A 23,366-nucleotide genomic window follows, 5' to 3' on the forward strand; every position below is an offset into this window, starting at 1 on the left:
TGGCGGCCCCGGGGACGGGCAACAACTAGACGTTTCCGGGTCTGCCGTGCGGTTGACTCACTCGCCAAGAAGGACGTTCGCCCGCCGCCGGTCCAGAGGAGAACGCCGACGCGGTGGCGCTACCCAGGTAACCGTCAACACCGATGCGCTCACCGTGGAGAAGACTATGCCGGCCGGGTCCGATCGAGTTGTCGAGGCGTTGCGCGTCGCGGTGCAGGAAAACCAGCAACTGCGGCGACAGAACCAGAATCTCCTCTCGACGTCGAGCGAGCCCGTCGCGATCGTCGCGATGAGCTGCCGCTACCCGGGCGGGGTCGAATCCCCGGACGAGCTGTGGCGGCTGGTCGCCGACGGGGTCGACGCGGTGTCCGGCTTCCCGGACGGCCGCGGCTGGCCCGAGAGCGCCCACCAGGGCGGGTTCCTGCACCAGGCCGGTGACTTCGACCCGGCGTTCTTCGGCATCTCGCCGCGGGAAGCGCTGGCGATGGACCCGCAGCAGCGGATCGTGCTGGAGCTGGCCTGGGAAGCGTTCGAGCGGGCCGGGATCGACCCCGGCAGCCTCGAGGGCAGCACCGGCGGCGTGTTCGTCGGCGCGGCGTCCCAGGACTACGGCCGCGGTCTCGCCGCGCTGCCCGACGGCGTCGAGGGTTACCTGGTGACCGGCACCGAGTGCTCGGTCATCTCCGGCCGGATCGCCTACTTCTACGGCCTCGAAGGCCCGGCCGTCACGGTCGACACCGCTTGCTCGTCGTCGCTGGTCGCGCTGCACTGGGCCGCCCGCTCGCTGCGGGCCCGCGAGTGCTCGCTGGCCCTGGCCGGCGGCGTCACGGTGATGGCGACGCCCGGCCTGTACGGCGAGTTCGACCGGCAGGGCGGCCTCGCCTCCGACGGCCGCTGCAAGTCGTTCGCCGACGCGGCCGACGGCGCCGGGTTCTCCGAAGGCGCCGGGATGCTCCTGCTGGAGCGGCTGTCCGACGCGCGGCGCAACGGGCACCAGGTGCTCGCCGTGCTCCGCGGGTCGGCGGTGAACTCCGACGGCGCGTCCAACGGCATCACCGCCCCCAACGGCCCGTCGCAGCAGCGCGTGATCCGCCAGGCCCTCGACAACGCCGGCCTCGCGCCCGCCGACATCGACACCGTCGAGGCGCACGGCACCGGCACGGTGCTCGGCGACCCGATCGAGGCCCAGGCCCTGCTGGCCACCTACGGCGGCGACCGGCCGACCGACCGGCCGCTGTGGCTGGGCTCCTTCAAGTCGAACGTCGGGCACACGCAGTCCGCGGCCGGCGTCGGCGGCATCATCAAGATGATCATGGCGATGCGCCACGGCGTCCTGCCCAAGACCCTGCACGTCGACGCCCCGACGTCCCATGTGGACTGGACCGCCGGCGCCGTCTCGCTGCTCAGCGAGCAGCGGCCGTGGCCGGAGACCGGGAAGCCGCGCCGCGCGGCCGTGTCGTCGTTCGGCATCAGCGGCACGAACGCGCACATCATCCTCGAACAACCCGGCGACACCCCCGTCGAAACCGCCGAGCCGCAGCGCGCGCCCGCCGGGTATCTATGGCCGATCTCCGGGCGCACCGCGGACGCGGTCCGCGATCAAGCCGCGCGCCTGCTCACGCACCTCGACGACCACAGCGCCCTCGACGTCGGGCACTCCCTGGCGAACACCCGCGTCGCGTTCCCGCAGCGGGCCGTCGTCACCGGCACCACCCGCGACGAGCTCCTCGACGGCCTGCGCGCGCTCGCCGCGGGCAACGTCGCCCCCGGTGTCCACACCGGTTCCGCCCTGCACACCGGCGACGCGGCGTTCCTGTTCACCGGCCAGGGCTCGCAGCGGGCCGGGATGGGCCGCACCCTCGCGGCCGCGTTCCCGGCGTTCGCCACGGCCCTCGACGAGGTCCTCGCGCTGCTCGACCCGGCCGTCCGCGACGCGCTGACCGGCGACGACGAGTCCGCTTTGGACGGTACCGGCGTCGCCCAGCCCGCCCTCTTCGCCTTCGAAGTCGCGCTCTACCGCCTGCTCGAATCCTTCGGGGTCCGGCCCGCCCTTGTCGCCGGCCACTCGGTCGGCGAGATCGCCGCGGCCCACGTCGCCGGGGTGCTGTCCCTGGCCGACGCGTGCACCCTGGTCTCCGCCCGCGGCCGGCTCATGCAGGCCCTGCCGGACGGCGGCGTGATGGTCGCCGTGCAGGCCGCCGAGGCCGACGTGCTGCCGCTGCTGACCGACGGCGTCGCGATCGCGGCCGTCAACGGCCCGCAGGCGGTCGTGCTCTCCGGCACCGAGGACGCCGTGCTGGCCGTGGCCGGGCGGTTCGAGAAGACCAAGCGGCTCAAGGTGTCCCACGCGTTCCACTCGCCGCTGATGGACCCGATCCTCGACCAGTTCCGCGGGGTGCTGCTCGGGCTGACGTTCGCCGCCCCGTCGATCCCGTTCGCCGCGACCGGCGACGTGTCCACTGTGGACTACTGGGTCTCGCACGTGCGCGACGCCGTCCGGTTCGCCGACACGGTCGCGGACCTGGTGTCCCGCGGCGCGCGCACCTTCCTCGAGGTCGGCCCAGACGCGACGTTGTCCGCGATGACGGCCGAGCTGCTCGACCCCGCCCTCGACACCGACTGCATCCCGGCGTCACGCCGTGGCCGCGACGAGACGACCACACTGCTTTCCGCCTTGGCGCGTTGGCACGTCCGCGGCGGCAAGTTCGACTGGACGGCGTGGCACGAGGGCACCGGCGCCCGGACGATCGAGCTGCCGACGTACGCCTTCCAGCGCCGCACCTACTGGCTCGAAGCCGGCACCGGCGGCGACCTCAGCCGGCTCGGCTTCGACGCGGCCGGGCACCCGCTGCTCGGCGCCGCCGTGGAGCTGCCCGAATCGGGCGGGTTCCTGTTCGCCGGCCAGCTGTCGGTCAACCGGCAGCCGTGGCTGGGCCAGCACGTCGTGCTCGGCGCCAAGCTCCTGCCCGGCACGGCGTTCCTGGAGCTGGCCGGCCGCGCCGGCGCCCAGGTCGGCTGCGCCCGCGTCGAAGAACTGACCCTCGCGGCCCCGCTGGTCCTGCCCGCGACGACCGGGGTGCGCCTGCAGGTCGTCGTCGGCCCGCCCGACGTCGACGGCAGCCGCTCGCTGAGCGTCTTCTCGCAGCAGGACGACGGCGACGCCCAGACCTGGGTGCGGCACGCGAGCGGCCGCCTCGGCGTCGGCGGCGCCGTCGTCGCCACGGTCGGCCCGCAGTGGCCGCCCGCCGGGGCCGAGCCGATCGTCCTCGACGGCTTCTACGACGGGCTCGTCGACCAGGGCCTGGACTACGGCCCGGCGTTCCGCGGCCTGCGTGCCGCCTGGCGCCTCGGCGAGGAGATCTACGCCGAGGTCGCGCTGCCGCCGGAGCACGAGGCCGAGGCGTCGTCGTTCGGCCTGCACCCGGCGCTGCTGGACGCGGTCCTGCACGCGTCGGCCCACTACGAGGACCGCGACGGCCTCCCGTTCTCCTGGCGCGGCGTCGGCGTGCACCCCTCGCACGCCTCGACGCTGCGGGCCCGGCTCGCCCCGGCCGGCGACAACGCCGTCTCCGTCGAGGTCACCGACACCGCGGGCAACCCCGTGCTGGCGGCGGAATCGCTCACCTTCCGCGCGGTCAGCGCCGGTGAAGTCCGGGCCACCCGCCACGATTCGCTGTTCCGCACGGTGTGGACGCCGGTCCCGGCCGTCTCGATGACCAAGCCCGCCGACGACGCGGACTGGGTGCTCCTGGGCCACGGCGCGGACTTCGGCTTCTCCGCCCCGGCCGTGTTCGACGACCTACGCACGATCCGGATCGCCGCCGACACTCCGCCCGCCGTCGTGCTGGCCCCGCTCCCGCCGACCGGCGAGGGCGACGCGGCCGCGGCCCACGCCGCCACCTCCTGGGCCCTCGAACTGCTGCAGAGCTGGCTCGCCGACGAAGACTTCGGCCGCTCACGGCTGGTGTTCGTCACCAGCAGCGCCGAGGCGGTCCTCCCGGACGACGACGTCGACCCCGCCGCCGCCGCGGTCTGGGGCCTCGTGCGCGCGGCCCAGGCCGAGCACCCCGAACGCTTCGTGCTGGTCGACGTCACCGACCCCGACGACCTCGCCGCCGTCCTGCCGCGGCTGCTCGGCTCCGGCGAGTCCCAGGCCGCGATCCGCGACGGCGGCATCGTGCTGCCGCGGCTCGCCCGCCTGCCCGTCGGCGACGAGCCCACCTCGCCGCGCATCCCGGACGCCGCCACGGTCCTCGTCACCGGCGGCACCGGGGGACTGGGCGGCCTGGTCGCGAAGCACCTGGTCACCGAGCACGGCGTCCGGCACCTGCTGCTCGTCGGCCGTCGCGGCCCGGACGCGCCCGGCGCGACCGACCTCGTCGCCGACCTGGCCGCGCTCGGCGCCCAGGCGTCCGTGGTGGCGTGTGACGCCGCCGACCGTGACGCCCTGACCGCGCTGCTCGGCTCGATCCCGGCCGAGCACCCGCTCGGCGCCGTCGTGCACACCGCCGGCGTCCTCGACGACGGCGTCATCGAAACCCTGACGCCCGAGCGCGTCGCCACCGTCTTCCGGGCCAAGGTCGACGCGGCCTGGGCGCTGCACGAGCTGACCCGCGACCACGACCTCGGCGCGTTCGTCCTGTTCTCCTCGGCCGCCGGTGTGCTGGGCAGCCCCGGCCAGGGCAACTACGCCGCCGCCAACGCCTTCCTCGACGCGCTCGCCCAGCGCCGCCGCGCTCTCGCGCTGCCGGGCCTGTCGCTGGCCTGGGGTGCGTGGGCAGGTGACGCGGGCATGGCCGCGCACCTCTCCGACGCCGACCACCGCCGCCTCGCCGCCGCGGGCCTGCCGTCCCTCGATCCCGCCCAGGGCCTCGCGTTGTTCGACGCCGCGCTGGCCGAGAACGAACCCGCCGTGCTGCCGATGCGCGTGGACCTCGCGGCCCTGCGCGGCCGCCCGGGGATCCCGCCGCTGCTGCGCGGTCTCGTCCCCGGTGGCGGCCGACCGGCGGCCGGCGCGGTCCCGGCGTCCGCGCTGGCCGAACGCCTCGGCGCGCTGGACCCGGCCGACCGGGCCCGCGTCCTCGAAGACCTCGTCCGCGCCGAAGCGGGCCTCGTGCTCGGCTACGCGGCGACCGACACCGTCGACGTCCGCAGCGCGTTCAAGGACCTCGGCTTCGACTCCCTGACCGCGGTCGAGCTGCGCAACCGCCTCGACGCCGCGACGGGCCTGCGCCTGCCCGCGACGCTCGTGTTCGACTACCCGACGCCCGAAGCCCTGGCCACGCACCTCGACCGGGAACTGACCGGCGCCGCCGCAGAGACCACGGACACGCCGGCGACGCTGCGGCCGGTGTCCGACGACCCGATCGTCATCGTCGGCATGGGCTGCCGCTACCCGGGCGGCGTCGGCTCGCCGGAAGACCTCTGGGGCCTGGTCGACGGCGGCGTCGACGCCGTGTCCGGCTTCCCGGTCAACCGCGGCTGGGACGTCGAAGGCCTCTACAACCCCGATCCCGACCACCCGGGGACGTCCTACACCCGCAGCGGCGGCTTCCTGCACGACGCGGGGCAGTTCGACCCGGCGTTCTTCGGCATGAGCCCCCGCGAAGCCATCGCCACGGACTCGCAGCAACGCCTGCTGCTCGAGGTCTCCTGGGAAGCCGTCGAGCGCGCCGGGGTCGACCCGGTGTCGCTGCGCGGCTCCCGGACCGGTGTGTTCGTCGGCGTGATGTACTCCGACTACGGGATGCTCTTGCAGGGCAGCCCGGAAGCCGAGGCGTACCAGGGCAACGGCAGCGCGCCGAGCGTCGCGTCCGGCCGGATCGCCTACACGATGGGCCTCGAAGGCCCCACCGTCACCGTCGACACCGCGTGCTCGTCGTCGCTGGTCGCGCTGCACTGGGCGGCGCAGGCGCTGCGGCAGGGGGAGTGCTCCCTGGCCTTGGCGGGCGGCGTCACCGTGATGTCGACGCCCGGCTCGTTCATCGCCTCCAGCCGTCAGCGCGGCATCGCCGAAGACGGCCGCTGCAAGTCGTTCTCGGACACCGCCGACGGCGTCGGCTGGTCCGAAGGCGCCGGCATCCTCGTGCTGGAGCGCATGTCGGACGCGCGCCGCAACGGCCACGACATCCTCGCCGTCGTGCGCGGCTCGGCGGTCAACTCCGACGGTGCGTCCAACGGCCTGACCGCCCCCAACGGCCCCTCGCAGCAACGCGTGATCCGCCAGGCACTGGCCGCGTCCGGACTGTCCACTTCGGACGTCGACGTCGTCGAAGCGCACGGCACCGGCACCACCCTGGGTGACCCGATCGAGGCCCAGGCCCTGCTCGCCACCTACGGCCAGGACCGTGAGACCCCGCTGCGGCTGGGCTCGATCAAGTCCAACATCGGGCACGCGCAGGCCGCCGCGGGCGTCGCCGGGATCATCAAGATGGTCCAGGCGATGCGCCACGAGACGCTGCCGCGCACCCTGCACGTCACCGAGCCCTCGACGCACGTCGAATGGGCCGCCGGGAACGTCGAGCTGCTCACCGACGCCCAGCCGTGGCCCTCGCCCGGCCGCCCCCGCCGCGCGGGCATCTCGTCGTTCGGCATCAGCGGCACCAACGCCCACACCATCATCGAAGAGCCGCCCGCCGCAGCGGTCGCCGCCGCCGTGGAAGCGGCCGAGCCGGCCTGCGTCCCGCTGGTCGTCACCGGCCGCACGCCGGACGCGCTGCGCGACCAGGCCGCCCGGCTGCTCGACGTCGTCGGCGCGACCCCGCTGGCCGACCTCGGGTTCTCGCTCGCCACCACACGCTCCGCGTTCGACCACCGCGCCGTCATCCGCGCGACCGACGCCGCGTCGGCCGCCGACGGCCTGGCCGCGCTGGCCGCCGGGCGTCCGTCTTCGCTGGTCAGCCTGGGTGAGGCCAAGTCGATCCCGAAGACGGCGTTCGTCTTCACCGGCCAGGGCGCCCAGCGGCCCGGGATGACCCGCGGGCTGTACGAGCGGTACCCGGTCTTCGCCGCCGCCCTCGACGAGCTGCTCGACCGCCTCGACGCCCGCGTGCGGGACGTCCTGTGGTCGGACGACGCCGAAGCGTTGTCCCGCACCGAGTTCGCCCAGCCCGCGTTGTTCGCCGTCGAGGTCGCGCTGGCCAAGCTGCTCACCGCCTGGGGCGTCCGGCCCGACTTCGTCGCCGGCCACTCCGTCGGCGAGATCGCCGCCGCGCACGTCGCCGGGGTGCTCTCTCTGGACGACGCCTGCACGCTGGTCACGGCGCGCGCGTCGCTGATGCAGCAGCTCGAACCGGGCGGCGCGATGGTCGCCGTCCGCGCCACCGAAGACGAGATCGCCCCGTACCTGGATGACGACGTCGCGCTCGCGGCCGTCAACGGGCCGCGCTCGGTGGTGCTGTCCGGCACCGAGGCGGCCGTGCTCGCCGCCGCGAGCCACTTCGAGGAGACCAAGCGGCTGACGGTCTCGCACGCGTTCCACTCGGCGCTGATGGACCCGATGCTGCCCGCGTTCCGCGAGGTCGTGGCGGGACTGACCTTCAGCGCCCCGGCGGTGCCCCTGATCGCCGACGGCGACGTCACCGACCCGGAACGCTGGGTCGCCCACGTCCGCGAGCCCGTCCGCTTCGGCGCTGTCACCACCCGGCTGCGTGAGGCCGGAACCGGCCTGTTCGTCGAGGTCGGACCGGACGCCGTCCTCTCCGCGATGGTCACCGAGACCCTCCCCGACGTGCCCGCGGTCGCCGTGGCCCGGCGCAACCGCGACGACGTCGAGACGCTCGTCGGCGCCCTCGGGCAGCTGTCCGTCGAAGGCGTCCGCGTCGACTGGCCCGCCTTCTACGCCGGCACCGGCGCCCGCCGCGTCGCCCTGCCGACCTACGCCTTCCAGCACGAGTGGTTCTGGCCGCCGACCGCCCCGGCCCAGCCGGCCGGCGGCGGTGACGCCGAGTTCTGGGACGCCGTGGACCGCCACGACGTCACCGGCCTGGCCGCCCGCCTCGACGTCGACGACGCCTCGCTCGGCGCGATCCTGCCCGCGCTGTCGTCCTACCGCCGTTCCCGCGCCGACGAGTCCCTTGTGGACAGATGGCGCTACCGCGCGACCTGGACCCCGGTCAACGCCGGCCGCTCCGGCACCCTCGACTCGTGGCTCGTGGTCGTCCCGGCTGCCTTGGCCGACGACCCGTGGGTCACGACCGTCGCCGGGTACTTCGGCACGGAACCCCTGGCCCTCGACCCGGCGCTGGACCGCGCCGAGGTCGCCGCGCTCCTGCCGAACGACGTCACCGGGGTGCTTTCCCTGCTGGCGCTGGACGAATCCGGCTTCCCCGGCGTCCCGGCCGGGCTGACCGCGACGACCACGCTGCTGCAGGCGCTGGGCGACGCCGGGATCGGCGCGCCGCTGTGGTGCGTGACCCGCGAAGCCGTCGCCGTCTCGCCCGGCGAGCCGGTCGCCCACGCCGCTCAGGCCGCGGTCTGGGGTCTGGGCCGCGCCGCGGCGCTCGAACTGCCCCAGCGCTGGGGCGGCCTGATCGACCTCCCGGGCGACCTCGACGCCGAGGTGCCTCGCCGCCTCGCCGCCGCGCTGACCGGCCCCGACGGCGAAGACCAGCTGGCGATCCGCCCGGCCGGGGTGTTCGGCCGCCGCCTCGTCGCCGCTCCGGCCACCACCCGGCGGCCCCGCGCCGACGTCACCGGCGGCACGACGCTGATCACCGGCGGCACCGGCGCACTCGGCGCCGTGACGGCCCGGCTGCTGGCCCGCGCCGGCCGCACCCACCTGCTGCTGCTCAGCCGCCGCGGCGGCGGCGCACCGGGTGCGACGGAACTCCGCGACGAGCTGGTCGAGCTGGGCGCCGAGGTGACGATCGCCGCGTGCGACGTCGCCGACCGCGCCGCCCTCGCCGCCGTGCTGGCCACCATCCCCGAAGACCGGCCGCTGACCGAGGTCGTGCACACCGCCGGGGTGCTCGACGACGCCGTCCTCGACTCGCTCACCCCCGAGCGGTTCGCCGCCGTGCACCGCGCCAAGGTCACGTCGGCGGTGCACCTGCACGAGCTGACCCGCACCGCGGACCTCGCGAACTTCGTGCTGTTCTCCTCGGTCGCCGGCACCTTGGGGTCGGCCGGCCAGGCGGTCTACGCGGCCGCGAACACGACCCTCGACGCGCTCGCCGAGCACCGCCGCGGCCTCGGCCTGACCGCGACTTCGGTCGCGTGGGGCCCGTGGGCCGGCGACGGCATGCTCGAAGCCGGCGTCGCCGAGCGGGCCCGTCGCGGCGGCCTCGCACCGATGGACCCGGACCGCGCGGGCGCCGCGCTGGAGCGCGCGCTCGGGCACGACGACACCACGGTCGCCGTCGCCGACATCGACTGGAACCGTTACGCACCAGTGCTTTCCGGGCTGCGGCAGAGCCCGCTGCTCAGCAGCATCCCGGCGGCGAAGGACGTCCTGGCGGCGTTGCGCGGCTCGTCGCCGCGCGGCGACGAAGGCCTTCGCGCCCGCTTGGCGGCCGTGCCCGAGCACGACCGGTTCGACTTCCTGCTCGGCCTGCTGCTGGAACAGGTCGCCCTGGTCCTCGGGCACACCGGGTCCGGCGGCGTCGCGGCCGACCGCGCGTTCCGCGACCTCGGCTTCGACTCGCTCACCGCCGTCGAACTCCGCAACACGCTGACCCTGGCGACCGGGCTCGACCTGCCGCCGTCGCTGGTCTTCGACCACCCGACCCCGGAAGTCCTGACCGAGTACCTGCTCGGCGAGCTGGCCGGCACCCTCGAAACGCCGGTCCGCCTGGTGACCGGCGGAGCGGCGGCGGACGACGACCCGATCGTCATCGTCGGCATGGGCTGCCGCTTCCCCGGCGGCGTCGACGGGCCCGAGGACTACTGGCGCCTGCTCGCCGGCGGCGAGGACGGCATCACGGCGTTCCCGGCCGACCGCGGCTGGGACCTGGGCCTGCTGGCTTCCGGCTACGAGTACGCGCTGACCGGCGGTTTCCTCGACGGCGTCGCGGGTTTCGACGCGGACTTCTTCGGCATCTCGCCGCGGGAAGCCGTCGCGATGGACCCGCAGCAGCGGCTGCTGCTGGAAGTCTCGTGGGAAGCGCTCGAGCGCGCCGGCATCGACCCGGCCACCCTGCGCGGCGGTGACACCGGCGTGTTCGTCGGCACCAACGGCCAGGACTACGTGAACCTGCTGGCCACGTCCGGCGAAGACGTCCAGGGCCACCTCGCCACCGGCAACACCGCGAGCGTGATGTCCGGGCGGCTGTCCTACACCCTCGGCCTGGAAGGCCCGTCGGTCACCGTCGACACCGCCTGCTCGTCGTCGCTGGTCGCGCTGCACTGGGCCGCGCAGGCCCTGCGCCGCGGCGAGTGCGGCGCCGCGCTCGTCGGCGGCGTCACCGTGATGTCCACCCCGAACTCCTTCGCCGAGTTCGCCCGCCAGGGCGGCCTCGCCGCGGACGGCCGCTGCAAGCCCTTCGCCGACGCCGCCGACGGCACCGGCTGGTCCGAAGGCGCCGGCATGCTCGTCGTCGAGCGGCTTTCCACCGCCCGCGAGCTGGGGCACCCGGTGCTGGCGGTGCTGCGCGGCACGGCCGTCAACTCCGACGGCGCGTCCAACGGCCTCACCGCCCCCAACGGCCCGGCCCAGCAACGCGTCATCCGCCAGGCCCTGGCCGACGCCGGACTGGCTGCTTCGGACGTCGACGCCGTCGAGGCCCACGGCACCGGCACGGTGCTGGGCGACCCGATCGAGGCCCAGGCCCTGCTGGCCACCTACGGCCGCGACCGCGACGGCGAGCCCCTGTGGCTCGGCGCGGTCAAGTCCAACCTCGGCCACACCCAGGCCGCCGCGGGTGTCGCGGGCGTCATCAAGATGATCCTCGCCCTGCGTCACGGCGAACTCCCGCGGACGCTGCACGTCGACGAGGTCTCGAGCCGCGTCGACTGGACCGCCGGGGCCGTGCAGGTGCTGACCGAGCACCAGACCTGGCCCGAGACCGGACGGCCGCGTCGCGCCGGCGTCTCGTCGTTCGGCTTGAGCGGCACCAACGCCCACGCGATCCTCGAACAGGCACCCGCCTTCGCAGCCCCCGTCGCGACGGAACCCGCGACCGTGCCCCTGCTGCTGTCCGCGCGCACCCCGCAGGCCCTCGCCGCGCAGGCCGGGCAGCTGCACGGTCTCCTGGCCGCGGAGCCCGCACCCGCCGGGTTCGCCCGGGCGCTGGCCACCACGCGCACGGCGTTCGAGCACCGCGCGGCGATCGTCGGTGACGACCCGCTGGCCGAACTGGCCGCCCTCGCCGCGGGGGAGACCCCGGCCGCGGCGCCCGCACGCTCGCGGGCCAAGAGCGCGTTCGTCTTCGCCGGTCAGGGTGCCCAGCGTCCCGGCATGGGCCACGAGCTGTACCAGCGGTTCCCGGTGTTCGCCGACGCGCTCGACGCCGTCTGCGCCCACCTCGACCCGCACCTGGACCGCCCGCTGCGCGACGTCCTGTTCGCCGAGCCGGGCACGCCCGAGGCCACCCTGCTCGACCGGACCGACTGGACGCAGCCCGCGACCTTCGCCCTGAGCGTCGCGTTGTTCCGGCTGCTGGAGTCCTTCGGCGTCAAGCCGTCCTGGCTCGTCGGGCACTCCGTCGGCGAGATCGCCGCGGCCCACGTCGCCGACGTCCTGTCCCTCATCGACGCCTGCACGCTCGTCGCCGCCCGCGGCCGCCTGATGGCCGCGCTCCCGGCCGGCGGGTCGATGGCCTCGGTGCGCGCACCGGAGGCCGACGTCCGCGGGCTCCTGGCCGACGGCACGTCGATCGCCGCCGTCAACGGCCCCGACGCCGTCGTCATCGCGGGCACCGCCGACGCCGTCGAGCAGAGCGGCACCGCCCTGACCGCCGCCGGGTTCCGCGTCCGGCCGCTCACGGTCAGCCACGCGTTCCACTCGCCGCTGATGGACCCGATGCTCGAGGACTTCGCCGCCGTCCTGGCCGGCCTGGAGTTCGGCGAGCCCCGGCTGCCGATCGTGTCCACTGTGACCGGCCGCCTCGCCGACCCGGCCGAACTGCGCTCGCCGGAGTACTGGGTCGACCACGTGCGCCGGCCCGTCCGGTTCGCCGACGCCGTCGCCGCGCTGGGCGAGTACGGCGCCGGTGCCGTCGTCGAACTCGGCCCCGACGGCGCGCTGTCCGCCGCCACCGCTGCGTCCCTGGACACCGACGTCGCGTGCGTCCCGCTGCTGCGCCGCGACCAGCCCGAAGAGACCGCGTTCGTCCGGGCGCTGGGCCGCCTGCACGTCGCGGGTGTGGCCGTGAACTGGACGTCCTTCTTCGGCCCGGCCGCCGGTCCCGGCCCGGACCTGCCCACGTACCCGTTCCAGCGTGAGCGTTACTGGCCGCGCACCACCGGCGCGGTCCCCGGTGACCTCGGCTCGGTCGGCCTGACCGCCGCCCGGCACCCGCTGCTCGGCGCCGGTGTCGAACTGCCCGATTCGGGCGGGTTCCTGTTCACCGCCCAGCTTTCGCTGCGGACGCACCCGTGGCTGGCCGACCACTTCGTGCTCGGCGCGGCCCTGCTGCCCGGCACCGCCTACCTCGACCTCGCGATCCGCGCCGCCGACCAGGTCGGCTGCGCCCGCGTCGACGAGCTCACCCTCGAAGTCCCGCTGGTCCTGCCGTCCGAGGGCGCCGTGCGCCTGCAGGTCGTCGTCGGCCCGGCCGGGTCCGCCGGTGACCGCGACCTCGCCGTCTACTCCAGCCCCGCCGGCGGCGGCGAACAGCCGTGGACGCGCCACGCGAGCGGCCGCCTCGGCACCGCCACGACCCGGGCCGCCGACGGCGACCGCACCTGGCCGCCGGAAGACACGGAACCCGTTTCCCTGGACGGCTTCTACGAACGCCTCGCCTCCGGCGGGTTCGCCTACGGCCCGCTGTTCCGCGGCCTCAAGGCCGTCTGGCGCGGCCAGGACGCGGTGTTCGCCGACGTCGTCCTGCCCGAGGAAGCCGAGCGCGACGCGGCGGCGTTCGGGGTCCACCCGGCGCTGCTCGACGCCGTTCTGCACGCCTCCGAGCACGCCGGACTGACCGATGTGGACGGTGGCCGCCTGCCCTTCGCCTGGAGCGGCGTCACTCTTCATGCGAGCGGCGCTGCGGTCGTTCGTGCCAAGATCACCCGGCGCGGCGAGGACTCCGTCGCCATCGAACTGCGTGACGCGGCCGGCGACCCGGTCGCCACCGTCGACTCGCTTGTCCTGCGCCCCGCGGCCGTGGCGAAGGTCGGCCACGACACCGACTCGCTCTACCACCTGGACTGGGTCCCGGTGCCCCGCCCGGAGACCGGCCCGAGCTTGGCCGTCCTCGGCACCGACCTGCCGGACTTCGCCGCGGTCGTGGCGGCCGCACCCGAGGTTGTCGTCTACCCGGTCCCGGCCCGCACCGGCGACCCGGAAGGCGTCCGCTCCGCGACAGCCGACGCACTCGCGTTGCTGCAGGCCTGGTCGGCGGCTCCCGAACTGACCGGCTCGCGGCTGGCGTTCGTCACCACCGAGGCCGACACCGACCTCGCGGCCGCCGCCGTCTGGGGCCTGGTGCGCTCGGCCCAGCGCGAGAACCCCGGCCGGTTCGTGCTGGCTGACGTGGACAGCACCGACGCCCTTGCCGCCGTCCTCGCCACCGGCGAGCCCCAGGTGCGCGTGCGTGCCGGGGAGATCACCGCCGCCCGCGTCGCCCGCGCTCCGCGCCGTGACGACGTCACGCCGATCGCCTGGGACGGCGACGGCACCGTCCTGATCACCGGCGGCACCGGGGGACTGGGCGCGACCCTGGCCCGCCACCTCGTCACCACCCACGGCACCCGGCGGCTGCTGCTCGTCAGCCGCCGCGGCCCGGACGCCCCGGGCGCGGCGGACCTGATCGCCGAGCTGACCGAGTCGGGCGCCGAGGTCACGGCCGCCGCGGCCGACGTCGCCGACCGCGCCGACCTGGCGCGGGTCCTCGCCGAGATTCCCGAGACACACCCGCTGACCGCGGTCGTGCACGCCGCCGGTGTCCTCGACGACGGCATCCTCGGCTCCCTCACGCCCGAGCGGCTCGACACGGTGTTCGCGCCGAAGTTCGACGCCGCCTGGCACCTCGACGACCTGACCGGCGACCTCGCGGCGTTCGTCGTGTTCTCCTCGGTCGCGGGCACCTTCGGTGCAGCCGGGCAGGCGAACTACACCGCGGCCAACGCCGCCGTCGACGCGCTTGTGCGCCGACGGCGCACGGCCGGCCTCCCGGCGCTGTCGCTCGGCTGGGGCGCGTGGTCCCGCGCCGGCGGCATGACCGCCACCCTCACCGACACCGACCTGCGGCGGATGGCCGCGTCCGGCATGCCCGCCCTCGAACCCGAGCAGGCCCTCGCGCTGTTCGACGCGGCCTGCGCCACCGGTCTCGACACCGTGCTGCCGGTCCGGCTCGACTTCGCCGCGCTCAGCGTCCAGCCCGAGGTCACGCACCTGCTGCGCGGCCTGGTCCGGACGCCGGTGCGCCAGACCGCGGCCAACCTGCCGCGACTGGACGACCCGCTCGCCGGGATGAACCCGGCCGAACGGTCCCGCGCGGTGCTCGACCTGGTCCGCGGGCAGGTCGCCGCGGTGCTCGGGCACAGCACGTCGGCGGGCGTGTCCGCCGACCGCCCGTTCCGCGAGCTCGGCTTCGACTCGCTGACCGCCGTCGAACTCCGCAACCGCCTCGACGCCGCGACGGGCCTGCGCCTGCCCGCGACGCTCACCTTCGACTACCCGAGCCCCGCCGCGCTGGCCGCGTTCCTGATCGGCGAGATCGCCGGCGAGGCCGACGTGCCCGCCCAGGTGATCGTCCCGGCGAAGGCCGTCGACGACGACCCGATCGTCATCGTCGGCATGGGCTGCCGCTACCCGGGCGGGGTCACCTCGCCCGAAGACCTGTGGGGCCTGGTCGACGGCGGCGTCGACGCCGTCTCGGACTTCCCGGCCAACCGCGGCTGGGACGTAGAGGGCATCTACGACCCGGACCCCGACCACCCCGGCACGTCCTACACCCGCAGCGGCGGTTTCCTGCACGAGGCGGGGGAGTTCGACCCGGCGTTCTTCGGCATGAGCCCGCGTGAGGCCCTGGCCACGGACTCGCAGCAGCGGCTGCTGCTCGAGGTGTCGTGGGAAGCCGTCGAGCGGACCGGCGTCGATCCCGCGTCGCTGCGCGGGTCCCGGACCGGCGTGTTCGTCGGCGTCATGTACTCCGACTACGGCATGTTGCTGCAGGGCAGCCCGGACACCGAGGGCTACCAGGGCAACGGCAGCGCGCCGAGCGTCGCCTCCGGCCGCGTCGCCTACGCGCTCGGTCTGGAAGGCCCGACGCTGACCGTCGACACGGCGTGCTCGTCGTCGCTGGTCGCCCTGCACCTCGCGGCCCGCGCCTTGCAGAACGGGGAATGCTCTCTCGCGCTCGCCGGCGGCGTCACCGTGATGTCCACCCCGAGCACGTTCATCGGCTTCAGCCGCCAGCGCGGCCTTTCCGCCGACGGCCGCTGCAAGTCGTTCTCGGACACCGCCGACGGCGTCGGCTGGTCCGAAGGCGCCGGCATCCTCGTGCTGGAGCGCATGTCCGACGCCCGCCGCAACGGCCACGACATCCTGGCCGTGGTGAAGGGCTCGGCCGTCAACTCCGACGGCGCGTCCAACGGCTTGACCGCGCCGAACGGCCCGTCGCAGCAACGCGTCATCCGCCAGGCCCTCGCCGCGTCCGGACTGTCCACTTCGGACATCGACGTCGTCGAGGCGCACGGCACCGGCACCACCCTCGGCGACCCGATCGAGGCCCAGGCGCTGATGGCCACCTACGGCCGGGAACGCGGCGACGCCGACCCGCTGCTGCTCGGGTCGATCAAGTCGAACCTCGGGCACACGCAGGCCGCCTCCGGCGTCGCCGGGATCATCAAGATGGTCCAGGCCATGCGGCACGGCACGCTGCCGCGCACCCTGCACGTCACCGAACCGTCCACGCACGTCGACTGGTCGGACGGCACGATCGCGCTGCTCACCGAGTCCCGCGCCTGGCCCGACCGCGGCCGCCCGCGCCGCGCGGCCGTCTCGTCGTTCGGCATCAGCGGCACCAACGCCCACACCGTCATCGAGCAGCCGCCCGCCGTCTCGCCCGCACCTGCGGACGTCCGGCCCGAACCCGCCGTCGTGTCGTGGCTGCTGTCCGGCCGCACTCCGGACGCCCTGCGCGACCAGGCGGAACGGCTGCTCACGCACACCCAGGCCCACCCCGCGTCCGCCGCCGACCTGGGCCTCGCGCTGGCCACGACCCGGACGCACTTCGCCGAGCGGGCCGTCATCGTCGGCCGCACCCGCGAAGAACTCCAAGCCCGGCTTGAGGTTCTGGCCCGCGGCGGCAGCACCGGCGGTCTCGTCACCGGGACCTCCGGGGAAGCCGTGCCGGCGTTCCTCTTCGCCGGCCAGGGCAGCCAGCGGGCCGGGATGGGCCGCGAGCTGGCCGACGCCTTCCCGGCGTTCGCCGACGCGCTCGACGAGGTCGTCACGCGGCTCGATCGCGAACTCGACCGCCCGCTGCGCGAACTGCTGTTCGCCGAGGAAGGCACCGAAGCCGCCGCCGCGCTGGATGAGACGCGCTACGCGCAACCGGCGCTGTTCGCCCTGGAAGTCGCGCTCTACCGGCTGGTCCGCTCCTGGGGCGTCGAGCCGGAGTACCTGACCGGGCACTCGGTCGGCGAGATCGCCGCCGCGCACGTGGCCGGTGTCTTCAGCCTCGACGACGCCTGCACGCTGGTCGCGGCGCGCGGCCGGCTCATGCAGCAGCTGCCCGAAGGCGGCGCGATGATCGCCGTCCAGGCCACCGAGGACGAGGTCCGGCCGCTGCTCGACGGCCGCGAGGACGAGGTCGCCCTCGCGGCGGTCAACGGGCCGTCGTCGGTCGTCCTGTCCGGCGAGGCCGGGCGCGTCGAGGAGATCGCCGCGCGGTTCGCCGCGGACGGCCGCAAGATCCGCCGCCTGCGCGTCAGCCACGCCTTCCACTCGCCGCGCATGGACGGGATGCTCGACGACTTCCGCAAGGTCGTCGCCGGGCTGACGGCCGCCGCGCCGTCGGTGCCGATCGTCTCGACGGTCACCGGCGACCTGGTCACTGCGGAAGTCCTCGCGTCCGCCGACCACTGGGTCGAGCAGGTCCGCCGCCCGGTGCGGTTCGGACCCGCCGTGCGCCGCCTGGCCGAGCTGGGCGTGACCGTCTTCGCCGAGATCGGCCCGGACGGCACCGTGGCGGCCATGGCCGCGGAGTCGCTCGACGCCGGGCAGACCACCGTCGCGCTCCTGCGTCGCGACCGGCCTGAAGCCACCGCGGCGACCGAGGCGCTCGGGCGGCTGCACGTCGCCGGCGTCACCGCGGACTGGCCCGCGGTGTTCGGCCCCGCGCGGACCGTCCCGTTGCCCACCTACGCGTTCCAGCACCAGCACATCTGGCCGCAGGGTCTGCTCGCCCAGGCGGGCGACGTCTCCGCCGCCGGGCTCTGGGCGGCCGGGCACCCGCTGGTCGGCGCGGCCGTCGAGCTGCCCGACACCGGCGGGCTGCTGTTCACCGGCCGGCTTTCGGTCGCGGCGCAGCCGTGGCTGGCCGGGCACACCGTCGGCGGCGCCGTCGTGGTCCCCGGGACCGCGCTGCTCGAACTCGCCGTCCGCGCCGGCGACCAGGCGGGCTGCCCGCAGGTCGACGAGCTGACCCTCGAAGCCCCGCTGGTCGTGCCGGCCGCGGGCCGCGTGGTCCTGCAGGTCGCGGTGGCCGGAGCGGACGACGAAGGCCGTCGCTCGCTGCGGATCTACTCGCGGGCCGACGGCGACCCGGACGCGGCCTGGACCCGGAACGCGAGCGGCACGCTCGTGGCCGCCGCCGACGTCGAGCCCACCGACCCGATCGCCTGGCCGCCGGAGGGCGCCGAAGCCGTCGACCTCGAAGGCTTCTACGACACGATGGCCGAGCGCGGCCTCGGCTACGGGCCGATGTTCCAGGGCCTGACCCGAGCCTGGCGCCACGGCGACGACGTCTACGCCGAAGTCGCCCTCGCCGAGGACGACCGCGACGAAGCCGCGTCGTTCGTCGTCCACCCGGCGCTGCTGGACTCCGCGCTGCACGCCGCGTCGCTCACCCGCTTGGCCGCGGACGGTGCCGGACGGCTCCCGTTCAGCTGGTCCGGCGCGTCCTTCCTGGCCGCCGGCGCGACCGGCCTGCGGGTCCGGATCTCGCCGCAGGAGGGCGACGCCATCGCGCTCACCGCGTCCACTGTGGACGGCACGCCCGTCGTGGCGGTGAAGTCGCTGGCGCTGCGGGCCGTCCCGACCGGGATCGCCGCCCCCGCGCGCACCACGACCGGCTACCGGCTCACCTGGCCGCAGCTGCCGGAAGCGACGCTGGTCGCCGCCGGCACGTCGGCGATCGCCGGACCGGGCCTGACCGCCGAAGGAGCCGTCGAGTACCCGAGCCTGGCGGCGCTGCTGGAGTCCGCCGAGCCCGTGCCGCCGGTGGTGCTGCTGCCGGTCACCGCGGCCCCGCCGGGCATGCCGGTGCCCACGGCCGTCCGGACCGTCACGACCGATGTCCTGCTCCAGACCCAGCAGTGGCTCGCCGACGAGCGGGCCGCCGGTGCGGTCCTCGTCGTCGCCACCCGCCACGCCGTCGCGGTCGGCACCGAAGACGTCGACCTCGCGCAGGCCGCCGTCTGGGGCCTGCTGCGCGCGGCCCAGCTGGAGAACCCGGGCCGCCTGGTCCTGCTCGACCTCGACGACGGCGACCTCCCGTCGGCCGCCGTGGCCGGCGCTCTCGCGGCCGGAGAACCCCAGGTCGCGCTGCGCGACGGTCACCTCCACACGGCCCGCCTGGCCGCCGCCGTACCGGCCACCGAACCCGCACTGTGGGACCCCGACGGCACCGTCCTGATCACCGGCGGCACCGGCGGGCTCGGCGCGACGTTCGCCCGGCACCTGGTCACCGAACGCGGTGTGCGGCACCTGCTGCTGCTCGGCCGCCGCGGTGACGCCGCCCCGGGCGTCCCGGACCTGGTCGACGAACTCGCCAAGCTGGGCGCGGACGTCCGCGTCGCGGCGTGCGACGCCGCCGACCGCGCGGCCCTGGCCGCCGTGCTCGGCACGGTGCCGGACCTGACCGCCGTCGTGCACGCCGCCGGCGTCCTCGACGACGGCGTCCTCGGGGCCCTGACGCCGGAGCGGCTCGGCACGGTGTTCGCGCCGAAGGTCGACGCCGCCTGGCACCTGCACGAACTCACCGCCGACCGCGACCTCAAGGCGTTCGTCCTGTTCTCCTCGATCGCGGGCACGCTCGGCGCGGCCGGGCAGGCGAACTACGCCGCCGCCAACGCCTTCCTCGACGCGCTCGCCCACCAGCGGGCCGCCGCGGGCCAGGCGGCCGTCTCGATCGCCTGGGGCGCCTGGCACGCCGGCAGCGGCATGACCGGCGCGCTCACCGACGCCGAACTGGCGCGGATGCAGCGGTCCGGCATGCCCCCGCTGGCCACGGAAGAGGGCGTCGCGCTGTTCGACGCCGCCCTCGCCACGGCGTCACCCGCGGTGGCGGCGCTGCGGCTCGACCTCGCCGTGCTGCGCGGACAGGACCCGCTCCTGCCGGCCCTGCGCGGTCTAGTGACCACCGCGCCGCGGCGTGCCGCGGCCGCGGCCCTCGAACCCGGGGGAGCGGACCTGGCCACGAGGCTGGCCGAACTGCCGCAGGACGACCGGCTGCCGTTCGCGATCGGGCTGGTCGGCAAGCAGGTCGGGGCCGTGCTCGGCCACGACGACGCCGTCGGGCCCGACCGCAGCTTCACCGAACTCGGCTTCGACTCGCTGACGTCGGTGGAACTGCGCAACCGCCTCGAAGCCCGCACCGGGCTGCGGCTGCCGGCGACGCTCGTCTTCGACCACCCGACCATCACGCGGGTGGCGGACCTGCTCGTCACGTCCGCGCTGGGCGACGGCGCGGCCGCCCGCCCGGCACTGGCGGAACTCCAGAAGCTCGAAAACCTGCTGTCCGCGGTCGACGCCGACGACGACGCCCGCGCCGCGATCACCGTGCGGCTGCAGGCCCTGCTCGTCAAGTGGACCGGCTCGGGCGAGGCCCGCGACGCCGGCGACTCGTCGGTCCCGGAGCTCAGCACCGCCGACGACCTGTTCGCGTTCATCGACAACGACCTGGGTGTGAGGTGACCAGTGGCGACCGAGACGCCGCAGCCGGACCGAACGGATGGTTCGATGAGCGAGGCCAAACTCCTCGACTACCTCCGGCGGGTGACCGCCGACCTGACCCGCACGCGCGAGCGGCTGGTGGAGGCGGAATCCGCGGGCGGTGAACCCATCGCGGTGGTCGGCATGAGCTGCCGCTACCCCGGCGACGTCGACACGCCCGAAGCGTTGTGGCGGCTGGTCGACGGCGGGGTCGACGCGATCTCCGGCTTCCCGGAGGACCGCGGCTGGCCCCTGGCCGACCTGCTCGGCGAGCCCGGCGCCCCCGGGACGTCCTCCACGGCGGAAGGCGGGTTCTTGCACGGCGCCGGCGGCTTCGACCCGGCGTTCTTCGGGATGAGCCCGCGCGAGGCGCTGGCCACCGACCCGCAGCAGCGGCTGCTGCTCGAAACCTCCTGGGAGGCCTGCGAATCCGCCGGGATCGACCCGCACACACTGCGCGGCAGCGACACCGGCGTGTTCGTCGGCGTGATGTACAACGACTACGCGATCGCGCTGCAGGGCGTCACCGAAGACCTCGAGGGCTACCAGAGCAACGGCAGCGCCGGCAGCGTCGCCTCCGGCCGGATCTCGTACACGTTCGGCTTCGAGGGCCCGACCGTCAGCGTCGACACCGCGTGCTCGTCGTCGCTGGTCACCATGCATCTCGCCGCCCAGGCGCTGCGCCGCGGCGAGTGCTCGCTGGCGCTGGCCGGCGGTGTCGCCGTGATGTCGACGCCGATGGTGTTCATCGAGTACAGCCGCCAGGGCGCCCTGTCGCCGACCGGCCGCTCACGCGCGTTCGCCGAGGGCGCGGACGGCACCGGCTGGTCCGAGGGCGTCGGCATGCTCGCGCTCGAAAAGCTGTCCGACGCGCGGCGCAACGGCCACGAGGTCCTGGCCGTGCTGCGCGGCTCGGCCGTGAACTCCGACGGCGCGTCCAACGGCCTCACCGCCCCCAACGGCCCGTCGCAGCAGCGGGTGATCCGCCAGGCGCTGGCCGACGCGAAACTCTCACCGTCCGAAGTGGACGTCGTCGAGGCCCACGGCACCGGCACGTCGCTCGGCGACCCGATCGAGGCCCAGGCGCTGATCGCGGCCTACGGCCAGGACCGGCCCGAGGGCCGTCCGCTGTGGCTGGGCTCGCTCAAGTCGAACATCGGCCACACCCAGGCCGCCGCCGGCGTCGGCGGCGTGATGAAGATGATCTTGGCCATGCGCAACGGCGTCCTGCCGCGCACCCTGCACGCCGAGACGCCGTCGTCGCGCGTCGACTGGGCCGCGGGTGACGTCGAGCTGCTGACGACGTCCCGGCCGTGGCCGCGCACCGGGGCTCCGCGCCGGGCCGCCGTCTCGTCGTTCGGCGTCAGCGGCACCAACGCCCACGTCGTTCTCGAACAAGCCCCGCCCGCCGAGGCACCGGCCGTTTCCGCCGAGCAGCCCGCCGTGCCGTGGGTGCTGTCGGCCAAGTCGCCGGAAGCGCTGGCCGCCCAGGCCGCGGGCCTGCTGGCCCACCTCGACGAGCACACCGGGCAGCCCCCGGCCGCGATCGCCCGCACCCTGCTGGGCCGCAGCCGCTTCGACCACCGCGCCGTCGTGGCCGGTACCGGCGTCGCCACCCTGCGCGAAGGCCTGTCCGCCCTGGCGGCCGGCGTGCCGTCGCCGTACGCGGCCACCGGCGCCGCGACCGCCGGGCCGGGCCCGGTGTTCGTGTTCCCCGGCCAGGGCTCGCAGTGGCCGGAGATGGCCGCGAGCCTCCTCGACACCGCGCCGGTGTTCCGGCGTCACATCGAAGAGTGCGCCGAAGCCTTCGCCCCCTTCGTCGACTGGTCGCTGCTCGACGTCCTGCGCGGTGTCGACGGCGCGCCCTCGGTCGACCGCGTCGACGTCGTGCAGCCCGTGCTGTTCTCGGTGATGGTGTCGCTCGCGCACCTCTGGCGCTCCTACGGCGTCCGCCCGGCCGCGGTGCTGGGCCACTCGCAGGGCGAGATCGCCGCCGCCTGTTTCGCCGGCGCCCTGCCGCTGCCCGAAGCCGCGCGCATCGTGACCCTGCGCAGCCGCCTGATCGGCGACCGGCTCGCCGGCCACGGCGGCCTGCTGTCGGTGATGGCGTCCGAAGAGGACGTCCGCGCGCTGCTCGGCGACTTCGACGGCACCCTGTCGATCGCCGCGGTCAACGGCCCCCGCACGGTGACTGTCGCCGGCGAACCCGGCGCGCTGACCACTCTGGAGAAGCGCCTTTCGGCGGCCGGGATGATGCGCTGGCGCGTCGAGGGCATCGACTTCGCCGCGCACAGCCCGCAGGTGCGCGTGCTGCACGACGAACTCCTGTCCGTCCTCGGCGAGCTGCACCCCACGACGTCGGAGATCCCGTTCTTCTCCACCGCCGACGAGAAGTGGCTCGACGGCCCCGAGCTGGACGGCGAGTACTGGTACCGCAACCTGGAACGCACGGTGCGCTTCGACTCCGGCGTTCACGCCGCCCTGGAGCGCGGCGGCCGGCACTTCGTCGAGGTGAGCCCGCAACCGGTGCTGAGCCTCGGCCTGCAGGCGATCCTCGAGGAGTCGGGCACCGGCGCCACCGCGTCGGCGACGCTGCTGCTCGGCCACGGCGGCCTGGACCGGTTCCTGGTCGCCGTCGGAGCCGCCTTCGCCCGCGGCGCCGACGTCGACTGGAACGTGCCCGCCGGCAGCCGTGTCCCGCTCCCGACGTATCCCTTCCAGCGCACGAACATCTGGCCGCAGACCAGCCTGCTCCCGGCCGGGGACGTCACCGCGCTGGGCCTCGGCGCGGCGAACCACCCGTTGCTGGGTGCCGTGACGGCGTTGCCGGACACCGAAGGCTTCCTGTTCACCTCACGGCTGTCGGTGGCGACGCACCCGTGGCTGGCCGAGCACACCTTCGGTGGATCGGTCCTGCTGCCCGGCACCGCGTTCCTGGAACTCGCGATCCGCGCGGGTGACGAGGCAGGCTGCCCGGTCGTCGAAGAGCTGACCCTCGCCGTACCCCTGATCGTTCCCCCAGGTCAGGCCGTCCGGACGCAGCTCGTGCTCGGCCCGCTGACCCCGGCCGGCCGCCGCACCCTCGCCGTCTACGGGCGCCCCGACT

Annotated in this window: 1 protein-coding gene and 1 pseudogene; both read left to right on the top strand. The window is 75.1% G+C overall.

The features are described 5' to 3' along the window. The first annotated feature begins 166 nt into the window (after positions 1–166). Positions 167–20,242, top strand: a complete 20,076-nt coding sequence (locus MUY22_RS36330; protein ID WP_247051694.1) for a type I polyketide synthase — start codon at positions 167–169, stop codon at positions 20,240–20,242. 81 nt (positions 20,243–20,323) lie between these two features. Continuing rightward, a pseudogene (locus tag MUY22_RS49845) lies at positions 20,324–23,296 on the top strand (type I polyketide synthase); the annotation flags it as partial. Positions 23,297–23,366 lie beyond the last annotated feature (70 nt).

Origin of the sequence: Amycolatopsis sp. WQ 127309 (genome assembly GCF_023023025.1) — a bacterium.
Taxonomy (GTDB): domain Bacteria; phylum Actinomycetota; class Actinomycetes; order Mycobacteriales; family Pseudonocardiaceae; genus Amycolatopsis.